At 55.4% G+C, this 14,015-nt stretch carries 11 protein-coding genes and 1 pseudogene; 10 read left to right on the top strand and 2 right to left on the bottom strand.

Features of this window, described 5'->3' with window-relative positions:
* Window positions 1–5 precede the first annotated feature (5 nt).
* Window positions 6–629 (bottom strand): annotated as a pseudogene (locus tag AC628_RS27465) (transposase); the annotation flags it as partial.
* Between AC628_RS27465 and AC628_RS27460 the strand changes: the two are divergent.
* Window positions 589–858, top strand: coding sequence for a hypothetical protein (locus AC628_RS27460; protein WP_168193462.1), 270 nt, complete (start codon window positions 589–591; stop codon window positions 856–858). The pseudogene AC628_RS27465 and the gene AC628_RS27460 sit on opposite strands and share 41 nt — an antisense overlap.
* A gap of 292 nt (window positions 859–1,150) precedes the next feature.
* On the opposite strand, the gene AC628_RS27455 is transcribed toward AC628_RS27460, so the two are convergent.
* Window positions 1,151–1,402, bottom strand: a complete 252-nt coding sequence (locus AC628_RS27455) for a hypothetical protein (protein WP_074129919.1) — start codon at window positions 1,400–1,402, stop codon at window positions 1,151–1,153.
* A gap of 511 nt (window positions 1,403–1,913) precedes the next feature.
* Here AC628_RS27455 and AC628_RS27450 point away from each other — a divergent pair.
* The 9 genes from AC628_RS27450 (at window position 1,914) to AC628_RS27410 (ending at window position 13,968) form a co-directional block, all read left to right on the top strand.
* A complete protein-coding gene (locus AC628_RS27450; protein WP_074129918.1) occupies window positions 1,914–2,240 on the top strand; it encodes a hypothetical protein in 327 nt (108 codons plus the stop codon).
* Window positions 2,237–2,635, top strand: a complete 399-nt coding sequence (locus AC628_RS27445) for a hypothetical protein (protein ID WP_074129917.1) — start codon at window positions 2,237–2,239, stop codon at window positions 2,633–2,635. Before AC628_RS27450 ends, AC628_RS27445 begins: the two co-directional genes overlap by 4 nt.
* Before the next feature lie 824 nt (window positions 2,636–3,459).
* Complete coding sequence (locus AC628_RS27440) at window positions 3,460–5,472, top strand: hypothetical protein (RefSeq protein ID WP_074129916.1); 2,013 nt, start codon at window positions 3,460–3,462, stop codon at window positions 5,470–5,472.
* Between the two features lie 1,261 nt (window positions 5,473–6,733).
* Window positions 6,734–7,138, top strand: a complete 405-nt coding sequence (locus tag AC628_RS27435; protein WP_074129915.1) for a hypothetical protein — start codon at window positions 6,734–6,736, stop codon at window positions 7,136–7,138.
* Complete coding sequence (locus AC628_RS46015; RefSeq protein ID WP_349510133.1) at window positions 7,135–7,512, top strand: Kazal-type serine protease inhibitor family protein; 378 nt, start codon at window positions 7,135–7,137, stop codon at window positions 7,510–7,512. Before AC628_RS27435 ends, AC628_RS46015 begins: the two co-directional genes overlap by 4 nt.
* A gap of 1,347 nt (window positions 7,513–8,859) precedes the next feature.
* Window positions 8,860–10,035 (top strand): LodA/GoxA family CTQ-dependent oxidase, encoded by a 1,176-nt coding sequence (locus AC628_RS43180; protein WP_143201828.1) that lies wholly within the window; start codon window positions 8,860–8,862, stop codon window positions 10,033–10,035.
* Window positions 10,032–11,402 carry a radical SAM/SPASM domain-containing protein gene (locus AC628_RS27420; protein ID WP_083633163.1) on the top strand — a complete coding sequence of 457 codons (1,371 nt, stop codon included), beginning with the start codon at window positions 10,032–10,034 and terminating at the stop codon, window positions 11,400–11,402. The genes AC628_RS43180 and AC628_RS27420 overlap by 4 nt, the downstream gene beginning before the upstream one ends.
* Before the next feature lie 146 nt (window positions 11,403–11,548).
* A complete protein-coding gene (locus tag AC628_RS43175; protein ID WP_168193463.1) occupies window positions 11,549–12,730 on the top strand; it encodes an NAD(P)/FAD-dependent oxidoreductase in 1,182 nt (393 codons plus the stop codon).
* Between the two features lie 407 nt (window positions 12,731–13,137).
* On the top strand, window positions 13,138–13,968 hold the full coding sequence (locus AC628_RS27410) for a hypothetical protein (RefSeq protein WP_074129911.1): 831 nt from the start codon (window positions 13,138–13,140) through the stop codon (window positions 13,966–13,968).
* Window positions 13,969–14,015 lie beyond the last annotated feature (47 nt).

Raw genomic sequence — 14,015 nt, 5'->3', positions numbered from 1 at the left:
GGCAGTCACACCAGATTGTAGGCGGTGGCAGCGAAGGTAAAGGCCCATGCGACGCCATCACGGCCACGGAAGCTGGTCTTCTCTTGCCCGACGACCGTCTTGATCCAGCCGAATGCCTCCTCGATCCGCTTGCGGATGCGCTGGCTGACGGCATAGCCGCCGTGCCGGGTCGTTCGCCCGTCAATCGCAGAGCTACGGCCGCTGGTGTTCTGTGCAACATGCGGCGTCACGTTCATCGAGCGCAGCTCATTGACGAAGTCTTCTGCGTCGTAGGCTTTGTCGGCGCCAAGCGTGATCGCCGTCGGCCGGTCGGCACGAGGCTCGATCATGTGCAGCGCGGCCACCCGTTCGGCATGCCCATCCGCCGCCGTCAGGCAGGCGTCGACCAGCAGGCCGCGGCGGTTCTCCATCAGCCCGTGCCCGATGAAGCACAGCTTCGTCTCCTTGCCTTTACCCTTGCGGTAGAGCCTGGCATCGGGATCGGTGGTCGAAGCATGGGTGTCGTTCGAACGTTTCTGGCCATGGAAGTCCGCTTCGGCATTGCGCCCACCGCCTTGCGCGGGCGGCTCGCCAGAGCCGTCCTTCGGCTTGACGCTCTTCATCGAGGCCCAGGCCTCCATCAGCATGCCACAGCGTGAGGAGATGCTAGACGCATGCGTGCGGCACGGCATTGCGATGGTCGAACTGGTAGATCGCTTCTATTTTTTCGATCCAGAGCAGCTTCCTAAGGAAGCTGTCTTCAACATGAATGGCAAGGCAACTCAAATTAAGAAGCTTACCGATGAATACGATCGTCTGAAGCGTAACGAAGCCGATAAGGCTTGGTACGAGCAGTTCGGCTCGGAAGAGGATGATTAGCGCTTCTTCTTCGACTCGCTCACAGCAAGGGCCACGCCCAGGTGCGGACGTGGCTCGCTATTGCGTCAGACTATTGCGACGGCGCTGGCTCTTCTAATAGTTTACGAACTGAATTTCACCTGCGATTCGTCCATCCGGTGGCGCGTCGACGTATTCCGTCACATGAGCGCAGACGCACGCACGATCACCAACGATCTGAGGTCGCTGCCCCGTCCAGCGCCCTGACGCGCGTAGCGCACCCAATCCTTCCTTTCACCCCATCCTTGCCCGCATCACGGCGCGGCTATCCCGCTCAGGAAAATCGGAACATGCTCGCATCGAGCTGTCCCGGTGCGATACCGATCAGCCAGGCAGCGTTGCCGGCGGCATCGGTGATGATCGTAGTGTTGATGTCCGCCGAGTAGAACGAAGCGGCCGGGACGTCGGCGAACGAATGCAGTGACGTGCCCGCGAAGTTCAGGACGTCATTCGTGCCGCCCGCGTTGAAGTCCTGGACGTTCAAGTAGCGAATGCGATAGTTCCGCTCTTTGCTTTCCATGTCCATCGACGCCTCCTTACATGCGATCTGATAAGATGAGCGGGGAGACCATCGCGGTTGCCGCTGCCCTTTTCGCAATAGCTTTCCTCTTGATCGGGCTCTAGGGAAGTAAGTGCTCGCATCCTACAGTCAAGTTATCGGCCAATAGAAGCACGAAAAGATCGTCAGTCGTCGTGAAGCCTTCTGCTTCGCGAACCCTCATAAGCTTTGTTCCTTTCTTAGAAGAACAGCGTCGGATATGTAACTCCTCCTCCCTACCAGGACCCGAGGACTCGGGTGCTGCAGGCGGGGCGGAGATACAATCGGGGCTTGGCCGCTAGCTGGTGGGTCTCGTACCGAGATTGAATTTGCATGTTTACCTGACGTTGAGGATTGACGGAACGCCAACCATGTCCTTTAGTTCTCGTACTTGGCGGTCGATAGCTGTTTCGCCCAGACAGCCTCTCTGAGGACCCAGGCGCTTTTTGGTCATGATTTTGCGGCCAAGCCGCCGAAGCAGTTTTCTAGGATGAGGTGAATGAACGTCGCGGAAATCCACGCGCGTATTGACGGGGCTCTCAATGCCAACAAGAGAGCTGAGACCATAGTTATCTCAATGGCGGTCGGTATTTTCCTGCTAGGCACGGCCAGCTTCTTATTGGCGTACTTCGAGAAAAATCCGTACGTGGGCGGCGGGAGCGTGCTCCTGACGGGTTTTCTGTATTGGCCGATAAAAGAAGTGCTCAAATTGCGCCGGGATAACCTGGTGCTCCAGGTGGTCCCCGTAGTGGCAGCGCAACTAAGCCCCGCGGATCTCTCAAAAGAGCTGAAGAAAACGCTGGATTACTTGCGAGGCAAGAAATGATCGAGCGGCCCGCAATCCGCGTCTTGGAAGACATTATCGCCGATCTGGACGACATTCCCGGCGAGGAGAGGACAGTCGTCACCAATCTCTCCGCTATAGAGGTGATCTCTGGCCTGTGGAATGCGTTCTTGTTCGGGAGTTCGGATCGAGAAGAAGATGACATTGTGATTGAGCGATGGGAGAACGTTTTTGGGAACGTTCTCGGAGCTGGGAGCGTCGCACTGGCGGCCGTAATGATGACGATTAGCATCTCTTCGTTATGGGCTTGGTCTATTTTCAACGTGATTACTGTGGCAGTTGGTCTGATTGGCGGACTGGCGAGCGCCGTGAACTCAATCACTGGATTGCGATCAACAAAACGAATGCGCGGAAGGAAGTCTCGGTCTGACAGTTAGGAGGCGGCGGAGGAAACGATTGCGGCATTCTTTCGTTCATACGCGCCGGTATTTACGGGGCTGGGAGCCGCGTGCACCGCCACAGCTGCTCTGTTCAGCATCGCAGTTGCTCTTAGAGCAATGAAAAGAACGGACCTTGAGATCAAGCGGCTCGAAAAGCAGCTGTCGGAGCCAACAAGCACTTCACCGGCTGAACCATTTGTTGGACATTGGATAAACAGCCCGAAAGTTAGTCTCCTGCTTATGGTTTTGGCGGACACTACAAAGGCTGTACTGCTCTTGTTTATCATCGAGCGGGCAGTCTCGTTTTTTCTTGCTGACAGAGACTCAGATGGCGTTGTTGCGCCGCTGTGGTGGTTCTTGCGAGAGACGATACGGGAGCGGTGTTCTTTTTGTTCTGGCCTGTAGTTCGGAGTCTCGCTCGCTTCAAGGCGATAGTGCTGAGTGGACCTGCAGGGTCTGAGTGATCGATCATCGAACTCTCAAAGAACATCTCTGACGCACTCGCTGCCGAGAATTTTGAGAAGCTCCGAGCAGCTTCCAATCTATGCACGCGAGAGATACCTAACTAAGCGGGTTGTGCCATAACGGAACCATTCGTTGGTTGCCTAATTGCTTGAAATCCTCACGGCCGGATGTGGTCAAAGCAGTCGGAGAAAACACGTCGAGCCAATCTGGGGGAGGGGGAGTTCGTGACTTCCATCTCGACGGCTGCTGTTGCGGCTTCGTGGGGACAGAGAGCTCTTGCTCGCATCCGACTTTGTCGTCGACGTCTTACTGCACGGCTTAGTTGGCTGCGCGTTCTGGCGACAGCGGTAGTAAAGATGTGGCCGGTCACGATCGTGATAGCCCTTTTGACGCTCTGTTTCCTCGTCCCTGGCCTCGCATCAATCCAGACGGTCGAGGCACTGCTTGGGTACGTCAGGTTCGGGGCCGCCGTCGAGATTGTCTGGATCAGATATATCATCACCCTTGGCTCAACGATCCTGCTTGGGGCGGTCCTCCGAAGCTGCTCGAGACGATTACTCTCGATAGGGGGACAAAGTGTTCCGCCGTCGCTTGCGATCTGGCTGAGCCGGTCCAGCGGCTACCTCCCGCTGGCTGCTATTGCTTTTGGTTTCTTTTCTCTTCGAGGCGAACTATCCGTCGCAAATCCATTTGGAGTTATGGCCGCCGGTTTGCTGATCGTCTACCTGCTGCAGGACCGCTTCCAGCTTCTGACCAGATGGTTTCTGCGCCCCAACAAAGTTGGCTCCCGGGGATCGAAATCGAATTTCGGAACAGTCGGCTGGTTCACAACATTCGTCTTGGTAGCTCTTCTATTTGCGTTTTCAGAGCGAGACGCTACAGCCCTATTGCCATTCAGCCTGATCCAGGTCTCGCAGACGCTCGGGCCCATTAACATCCTGTTTTTAGCATGCTGTCTTTGGACTGAAATCGCTACGTCGCTGGTCATCTTGTCGCGGAAGACGCGCATTCCCCTCGTCGGAGCCGTCGCGTGCGTGGCGATCATCACAAATGTATTCGCTTTGAATGACAATCATCCCATTCGTCGCAACGACGAGAGCAACAGAACCGACGACGTTCAGCCGGCATTCGGGAAATGGCTGGGATCGAGGCCAGACCGGAAAGATTTTCCTTCGTATCCCGTGCTCTTGGTGTCGGCTGAAGGGGGCGGGATCCGGGCTGCGTATTTCACCGCGGTCACCCTTGCGCGAATAGTGGACAGCTGCCCCCGTTCCGCCAACCATATCTTTGCCATCAGCGGCGTCTCTGGCGGAGCGATAGGAGCCGCGATCTTTGCGGCCGCGATGAAGGCTCGCCCGCCCGACCCCTCGGATGCGCGCTGTGATCTTCAAAGCGCCAGGTCACATCGATACGAAGATGCCGTATCGGAGGTGCTTTCCGACGATCATCTATCTCCGCTTCTCATACGCATGCTGACCGGAGATGCTTTCCAGCAGGCGCTTCCCTTTTCCATCACCAATTTTGACCGTCAACTCGGCTTGGAGTTCAGTCTCGAACGCTCGTTCCTTCGCGTGTTTAAGAAAGACGTCCTATCCGAGCCGCTCTACGGATTTGCACCGAGTGTCCAATTTCCCAGTATTCCATTCCTGTTCTTGAATACCACGAGGGTGGAGGACGGACTCCGAGTTACGTTTAGCCCGTTGTACTTTCGAACAGAGCAATATGGAGGCGCTGACGATTGGCATGCGGTCGACTATTTGCTTGGGCCTCCCATTAGTGCTGCCGCGGGAACGAGCGCGCGTTTCCCTCTTATCTCTCCTCCTGGCTATTTCGTCTCGCGCACCGTAAAGCAAGCCGTGGTGGATGGGCAGCAAACGTGGGTGCCTGACACCGCATTTGTCGGGAAGAAGAACCGCTATGTCGACGGCGGTTACTTCGATAATTCTGGCGCGCCAACTCTACTGGAACTTTATCGAGAACTGAATCAGGTGAGAGGCATACGTGAGGACGTGAAGTTCTACACGCACATACTGCACATCGGAAATTACCCGACCTGCGAGGATACGAAGAAGCCTTCAGGTGGCGCTTGCAAGATTATGTCAGTCGAGAGTGCGCGGTCGGGCCTCATCACTGACCTTGAGAGCGTTTATGATGCGATTTTTAACGTCAGAAGCACCCGCGCCGATTACGGCTTAAAGCAGCTTTTCAATGAGGTGCTTCGCGTCGCGAGCGTGCACGCAAACATCGAAATGACCGATCATTCGGGGACAGACAAACAATACATGGAGCGGGCATTACGCCAGGCCGGGGGGGCAGATGAAGAAGTTCCCCAGTATGCGGGATTCCTATTCCCGCATTCAGATGCATGACCGTGGCGTACCGGTGCCGTTGGGTTGGTTGCTTTCAAGCCGGGCGGTGGCGGACCTGCGATCACAGATCGATACGGTGGATGTGAATATCGATTGCGAAGCGCCGCCTGGCTCCGAGACGAACCAGTGCGCACTGAAGAAGGTCCTGTCACTCTTCCGGGAGGAAAAGCGTTAGCTTCGGTGATCCGATGAGAGGGAGCTAGCACTTTGTCTTGTACGCTAGCTTCATGCATATGTCGGACTCGCTATATGCACGAAGGCGTTGCCATCGATGCAGTAGGATATGCAACACCTCTTGCTGTCGTTTCCGACTTCGAGCAGTCCGCTAGACAATCAAGGGGCGCTTTCCAGGTCGCTCGTGCCCTGTCGTGTTCGCTGATGGTTTCATATCGTACGCTTTTCGCGCGTCAACATCTTCCGGAGTGGCCCGCTTGGGTTCGAGGTGCTCGGCTTCGGGATCACGGGTGCCATGAGTCTCTCTCCTTGGCGCAGCAGACTTCTGATCGCATTTGCGGTCGCCTGTCCGAAGATCGCCGCGTGGTGAACGGCTTCTTCTTCGGGTATCAGGTGCGACGTGAGCGCACGTGGTTTCTGGCTGCTGCAGAAGGTCCGAGAAGGCGTAAGTAAACTCCAGTGTTTCGTCGCGGGTCACGTTGGAGGAGAAGTGTCCACCCACTCCGAGCGTAAAACTAGTCGAAGGCGAATGTCCGGATGAAAGGAAGCGCCTGGATTGATGTCGCCTTTTTCATCGGCTGCAATATCGAGGTTTACTTTCGCTCCCCCGCCGATCAGCCAATTGGCTCACCCCTCTGGCAACTGAGCACGCTGCCCACCAGTCGACGAAGAGGTGTCATACGTGGGTGATCAAATGCAGCAGGAGAGTGTCTCCCGGTCTGGCAAAATCGATTTTACACGCGTTCGGCGAAGTGGTGTCAATTGCGTCGAGGAGACCGGGAACGTCACCGAGCACATGGCGATGGACTACAAGCTTGGCAGCGTACGAAAGCGCGTACCCTAGTAAATTTCGGTTGCGCCTGAGCCAAGCTTACAAAAGCACTAGATTCTTGAGTTTGGTCGTGCTACAACCACAGGGCGATTATCTTATTTCGTCTATTTTGATCGAAGGCGCGCGTTCTCGTAGAGAGATGAGGACGCGGTTCATAAACTCTGTGTCTTTGTTGAAGAGGGCGGCGAAGAACGCAATTGTGTTCTTTGCATCGCATGGGAGAAATTTGTTCAAGTATGAAGAGGGGAGCGAATTATGCAGTCCCGTATTTATTCAGTTGATCAAGTCCAAATAGAAAATCTCATTGTTATACCGGAGCATCCTCCAGCAATTGCCGTTTCGGCATCGGGAAGCGTTACAACGAGCGGATGGACACAGCCCGATCTAGCGCCATGGATGTACATAACTCCTCCAGCGGATGGAATTCTTGATCTTGATTTCGTGGCCACTCCTCCGACGGGCATCGTTCTTCAGGTCATATCAAGGATCAGCGTTGTCAAAACGTTTGCCGTACCTGGCTGGCTGAAGGGGATCCGAGTGCACAGCTCGCAGAACACGGTGGAGGCAATGCTGCAGAGCGAAATGCCTGCTCACGCAGTAGCGATGGAAGGCTGGCCGCTGCCATGGCCGTTCCCGTGGTGGTCTCCTAAGTCCAAATGATGTGGCGATCGTTTCGGACGGAAGCGCCTGTGGCGAGGAAGGCACGAACAATTGGGGAGGGTTTGATGTCAGCAAGAGGTGTTGTTTTTGCCGCGTGTCTGCTCATCGGAATGGGTGACGCGACAGCAGCCAAGGCAGCGGGCCTGGGCCAGACCTGCGGCGGTTTTGCTGGTGTTCGCTGTGATAGAGGTCTGTGGTGTGATCCAGCGCCCGGGCAGTGCGGCGTGGCGGACGCGATGGGAACATGCGTCAAAACTGGTCAGTTTTGCCCGCAATTGGTTCTTCCAGTTTGTGGATGCAACGGTAAGACGTACAACAACGACTGCGAGCGACAAAAACGAAAGATCGCAAAAAAGAGCGATGGGAAGTGTTAACATTGAATATCGCAGCCGATTTGTTTCGCCGGAGATACCTTTTTGTGATGCGAAGCGGGCAAATCTCCCATTGGGCCGAATTCGTATGTGCCGCGACGAAAGCTGCACGCAAATCGTACTCTAGCCTCCTTCGAACATAGGCATTTTCCTCCGGTCGGAAGAGCGAGCAATCACCGGCGCTGTCTCGCAAGCGCGATACGTTTATTCAGCTCTGTATAGATGTGTTCACCGGCGCGAAATCATATATGTACAGGCATTTGAGTGAACTTACGATAAGGCGGATCGCAGTACAGGCGCTATGTGCTGTCGCTGTGGCCGCGACGGGGGCGCCCGCGGTCGCGCAATATACAATTCAGGATCACGGCCTCGAGTGCGAGCGCGAAATTGGGCCGATCCCTCCATTTAACTGCATCGCTGATGGGCAAATCATTCCAATGATGCGGAACGGCCAACCCATTACCAACCACGTCGCTCATCAGAAATGTGATAACCCCCCTTTGCTTGGGTTGGGCGGCTCTGACGGTCAATGCATGCCTTACGCTCGGGTCGGTACACTGCCTGGGAAAAACGCGAGCGGCGCCCTTGATCCCCAGATCCAGTGGGCATTCATTTGTCGACGCTATTCGCTCCGGACTGACCCCAATGATCCGAAGTTCGAGGATGTCGCCGTTGTAGGACACAACAAAGCGACGGGCGCAACCTGCTTTTTTCAGATGCTCAATGAAGCAGATCACGGTCTCGATGCAACTCGGGTCCCGCCCCCATCAGAAGCGCCAGAAGCCACACCAGCCGGCGCGATCAAAGCAAGTGACTTTTGGCTTAGGCCGGAGCAAACCGCTGCGATTCAGTGCAATAAGTGCCACGACGATGACGCCTTCATTCATACTCCGTACGTCGATCAGGTTCGGAAGGCTGATAATGGCTCAAGTGTTCCGGTCGTGCCACCTGGGCCGAACCTGAAGGCAAGCCCACCCGAAACAAGCCGTTATAAGTTTATAGGAGCGCCATTTCAGGAAGCCGTAACAGCACCTTGGCGATGGCCCAAGCCAATGCGCCTGCAGCCGCTCGGAAACGCGTGCATCACCTGCCATAACATCGGGGAGCATAGGTCGTGCAGTTATTTTTCCAACATCGCTGGAGGTCAGACCACTCCTTCAGATGTTAGCCAGTATGGATCAACTTGGCCGCACTCGCATTGGATGCCGCCAGATGTCGAGAGTACCGGCATGACGGAAAACGATTGGAAATTGGACTTCGCGGCCTCTCTCAAACAGATCACCGATTGCTGCAACGACCCGTCTACCGCCGTTTGCCGCCGAAGGCCGTTCGACGATTGAGGAGCAACTCATGGCCCTTCCGCATAGTACCAGTTTATTGAAGGTTCATCCTGCCGTCGGATTTGCCCGGCTCTCTACGAACCCGGAATTCTACGAATTCGGTTCGAATCCACAGGCAAATTACAAATCCAATGATCTAATCAAGCGCCAAGCAGTTCGGTTTCGAATATTTGCCTATGACGCCAATAATAACGGGATCCAAGAATTGCCTCCCGCTTGGCTGGCAGCAAACGGTATCCACGCCGTTTGGCATGCGCGGGTGGCAAATCGAAAGATCGCCAGACTTCGGTCGGATGATAGCTATGTTATCAGCGCGAACGCTCAGTCAAATGTCGGTGGTGGACGCCTGACAGGACGCTGCGGAAATTTCGATGAGGGACAGAACATAGACCTTGGCACGATATTGCCGGACGGCTCCTTTATCCCGCCACTTGCGCAGGTCTATGCCCGCCAGACGGGCGCTTCGATGGAACAGGGGGGATTTCACAACCCCGACTTTGCTGACAATACCTCTGATGGCATCATAAGTGTTGAGCTAATCGACCAAGCAACGAATGCGCGTGTGGTCATTCCTACCCTTGATGCATGGATCGTTGTGGCGCCGCAAGATTTTGCTCCTGATTGGGATGATGTCGGCGACCACAATCTGCTGACCTATCTGACCGAGCTGCTTGCGCTTCCGAACCAGCCGCCCGCTAACGCCATCAATCAGCAGGCGCGTGCGATAGATCGAAGTGTGCTGGAGTCAGGTACGGCGATTTTCTCGCCGGGGATTGAGGTCAATCTACAAGGCATGACGAACAACAAGTTCTACACAGGCGCTGCATTAGGTGACCAGGATGAGGTCCGCGTACGTCCGGGAAGCAGCATTGGAGGTCCCGGTACCCTGCCAGGGGAGTTGACTGAAGGACTTTGCAGCCCTTGGCAATTCGACTTCCTCGCTTGTACTTGTTATTGGTGGCCAAATTCACGGCCCGACATTGCATTTCGCGATGATGCAAACGGACCGGTCGTCAACTGGCTTCGACGCAACCCCGATGAACTCGGCCCAAACCCAGCAAGCGGAGCGCTCAGCACGCGATCCGATATCGTCCGACATGTAGATAAACTGGGAATTATTCGAAAAGACTCCGACAAGCACGTCGAGAAAGAGCGTACCAACGATATCCCGCCTGAGGTCGCATGACATACCTGGGCAAAGCAGTGTCGCCCATAACGAGCAACGCGTGTAACGTCGCAGATGATCCCCGTTTCCATCTATTCGGCGCCGGCGACGACCGTGGAATGCTCGTGGTCGATGGCTCCCGCATCCATCGTGTCAATCACAAGGTCGCCGAACTACTCGCTTTTGCGGCGACAAGCGGACGGCAAGAGCTCATCGATGACATCTTCAACGCCATCGGCGTATCTGCGCGCTCGGTCGTTGGAAACGAGCCGCCACTGCAAATTCCGGTCCGCGCCTTTTCGCTCGCAATCGCTCAAAAGTGTAATTTAGGTTGCACGTATTGCTATGCGGAAGGTGGCGATTTCGGCGCTCGCCCCAAAATTATGCCGGACGATGTTGCAGTCGCCGCCGCTCAACGCCTCTTTGACGGCGCGGCACCGGGCGACACTGTACGACTTGCGTTTCTAGGCGGGGAGCCACTGATGAACCGTACGGGCTTGCGCCGTGTCACTGACCTGGCCGAAAAGATTGCCCAAAGTCGTAATATCAATATTAGCTTTTCGCTGACGACGAACGGTACGTTGTTAACGGAGGACGACGCCGAATTTCTAGCGCGGCACGGATTCACTGTGACGGTTAGCCTGGACGGCGTCGGTGAATTTCACGATCGATTGCGGCCATTCCGGAACGGAAGCGGAAGCTTCAACAAGATTGTGGCCCGCCTTCATCCGCTTTTCGAGCGGCAGGATCGCATAAGCTTGTCAGCGCGCGTCACCGTTACGCCGTACAACCTTTCTCTTTTGGACACGCTCCACGCCCTCGCCACATTGGGCTTCCGCAGCGTCGGATTCTCCCCGGTATTAAGCTCACCTACAGGACGTGGAGAAATGACAGGAGATGATCTCGCTCTCATGCTGGATCAAATGATCGCTTGCGGTAGAGATTTCGAAGATCATCTTCTTTCCGGCCGGTTTCACCCGTTCGCAAACCTTGCGACGGCATTGCGCGAATTACATCGCGGCACGCACCGGCCCTATCCATGTGGAGCGGGCGCCAGTTACCTGGGAGTTTCTGCAGAGGGTGAGTTAGCTGCCTGTCATCGCTTTGTGAACGAGCCCGAAGCGGCTTTTGGCAATGTGAGAAGCGGATTGGACCAGGAGCGTCAGACTGGCTGGCTCGCTGAACGCCACGTTGATCGCCAGGAGCCCTGCAAGAGCTGCTGGGCGCGCTACCTCTGTGGTGGAGGGTGCCATCACGAGGTTATTCATCGCGGGCGCCCGGCCTGTGATTACATTCGAAGTTGGCTGACCTACTGCCTCGAGACCTATCTTCGGCTTGAGCACGACTGCCGTTGGTGGTTCGACGGAAAAATCGCGCCTAACGGCTGATGATCGACATTTGTGTGATTGGAGGAGGTCCTGCGGGAGCAATCGCTGCACTCGAATTGATGCGTTTTGGTTATCGTACTAAATTGGTCTCTCTCCCCTCAAGGCATAGAGACTGGCCCGAAGCCGTTAGTCCGCAGTTACTCATCATGCTGGATCGGCTCGGCCTGTCGGGTGTTCTCGCGCACTCCGTCCATACTGAGATCACCGAAAAGCGAGTCAAGTGGCGCAGCGGTAAGGAATCTGGCAAGTCTTTGAGCCTTGGCGGAAAGATTATTAGTCGCGACCGATTTGATCGAGCACTGGTGGTAGCTGCGATCGCAGCCGGTGTTGATTACGTAAACGGAGCCGCGGGCCCCCCGACTCAACAATCCGACGGGACTTGGCAAATTCCGATAGGAGCGGATGGCCAAGTGAAGGTGTGCGCAAGATTTCTCGTGATAGCGACTGGACGGCGGAATGGCTGGTTCGGCTCTACTATCGCGCAAGGCGCTCGAAGCATTGCGCTGTACGGAATCATGCGCAACTGCGAGATGCCCGCTGGCACGATGGTAGTGGGAACGGCGGACACCCACTGGTATTGGGGCGTATCGCTCCCGCAGGACACATACCACGCGCTCACCTTTGTTGGTGCCAAGCGGTTAAGTGAGGCACCAATCGCGCTACTGGAACGGTCCCTTCCGCCAGATACTAAGTCGCGACCAATCACGTTCAATGGCGCGGCCGATGCGACGTTTCGCGTCGCTCGACGTGCGATAGGCCAAGGTTGGCTTCGCGTTGGCGATGCATTCATCGCTCCTGATCCGCTTTCGTCAAGCGGCCTGTATATTGCTGTGCTTACAGCTATCCAGTCCGCCCGGGTCATCAACACCATCCTTAGGCGTCCCAGCGACGTCCTAACCGCGGAAACGTTCTACAAAAACACTCACCGAGAAATGGCTGCTCACTTCGTCGCGGCCACGGCCAGTTTCTACCTTTCTGAAGAGAGTGGCCCGGTTGCTAAAGTCGAGCCTTCAGCCAACTCACACGAGCTTTCGTTTCCGCTCAGTGATCTCATCTTATCACCGTCAGCCAAGCTACATCTCGTACCAACGCTTACCAACGATTTTGTGGTGATGGCTCCGGGGCTTGTTCGTTCTAATAAGCCGCCTGTGGTGTTCGTCGATGGAATACCGGTCGACCGGCTGCTTGCTCCGTTGCAAGCAGGCGGGAGCCTCGCTAGCGCGGTTAGCGAGTGGATCGAACTGGCCATCCCGAGTCGCCTCCGCTTTGTGCAATTTTTGCTCGAGAACGCTTTCCTAATTGAGAAGCGCAAAAAGCGGAACAGTTGATCCGCCATATGTGTGGCGCCGCCATAAGTTGCATCAAACCATCGCGATCAGATACCGAGGGCTCCAGAACTCGTCTGGGTCGTCAAAGTTGGTCGCATTTCGCCTCCGCTATTTCCCAGCGGACTTCATCATTTGTCCGTGCGAGGCCGGCTTCCGATGGAGACGGGCCTAGCTCTCCCCTGAAGGGTCTAGCCCTGAACTACATTTGCATGCTCCTGCTGATCCCAAGGCGACGCGTTAGTCACCTAAGGCGCAAGAGACGCGCTGTTGCATCCAGGCAACAGGACTGGGAGATTGTCAATCTGCTCAATCTTAAGTGTTGCCAACCACTGGTTGTTACGATGTGATTTGGTCGCGTAGATCAATTTTCATGAATATCATCTAATTTTTTTCAGCGGGGGCGTTTCATGTCCGCGATGCAGCGAAGCTTTGCGTACTTTGGCATCTTGTTATTATCGGGATGCGGAACGTACGTTCCCGACACGCAGGACTTTCCCGGAAATCAGGTCGATCAACAGTTGTTGGTTGGCGCTGTTATTCAAAGTATTCACTGCGAAGTCGGCAATGCGATTTCAAGTCTCTACGAAAAAGCGAAGCAATATCCGGACATGCGTCCGATGACTAAGGCCCTAGAGAGCTGGGGGATGCAGTTAACGCTATCTCTCAAGACGGAAGAAAAGGGGGCACTCAGTCCAGCGGTGGTGTGGACACCCCCGTCACCCGCAACAGCGTTGTTTTCGATGAGTGGCGGATTGACGGCTAGCGCTGACGCGATAAGGACCGACAAAATTTACTTCTACTACTTGATAAAAGATCTCAAGCACTATCGCTGTCCGACGGGGGTTCAACCAAGAGGGCCTGTGTCGTCGCCGCTCATTCAGAACAGCTTAAAATTCCACGACTATCTTTTTGACGTGCTGCTACCTGTCGGCAATGGTGAAATTAACCTGCCTACAAATCCTGCCGGGGCGCTCAGCACGAATGTGCTCTATTACGAGGTGAGCTTTGAGATCATCAACTCTGGAAATCTAACGCCAGCATGGACGTTCACTCGGGTAGTAGTAAATCCGGCAGGGACCACATTTGCATCCGCCACAAGGGACAGAACGCACGACCTTCAAATAACTATGGGGCCGGGCAACACCATAGGTTTGACCGGCCCGGCACAGACCGCGCAATTGTCAGGGGACGTTGGATTGTCGGTGGCAAATAGCGTCAGGACGCTAACGGGGCGCTAGACAGAGGGAGAACGTAGATGGCGAAAGCAAAGAAGGCGAAAAAGCAG

Source organism: Bradyrhizobium sp. NAS96.2 (assembly GCF_001908235.1).
GTDB lineage: Bacteria > Pseudomonadota > Alphaproteobacteria > Rhizobiales > Xanthobacteraceae > Bradyrhizobium.
The sequence above is the reverse complement of the archived record's forward strand: the minus strand, read 5'-3'. Positions and strand labels throughout refer to the sequence as shown.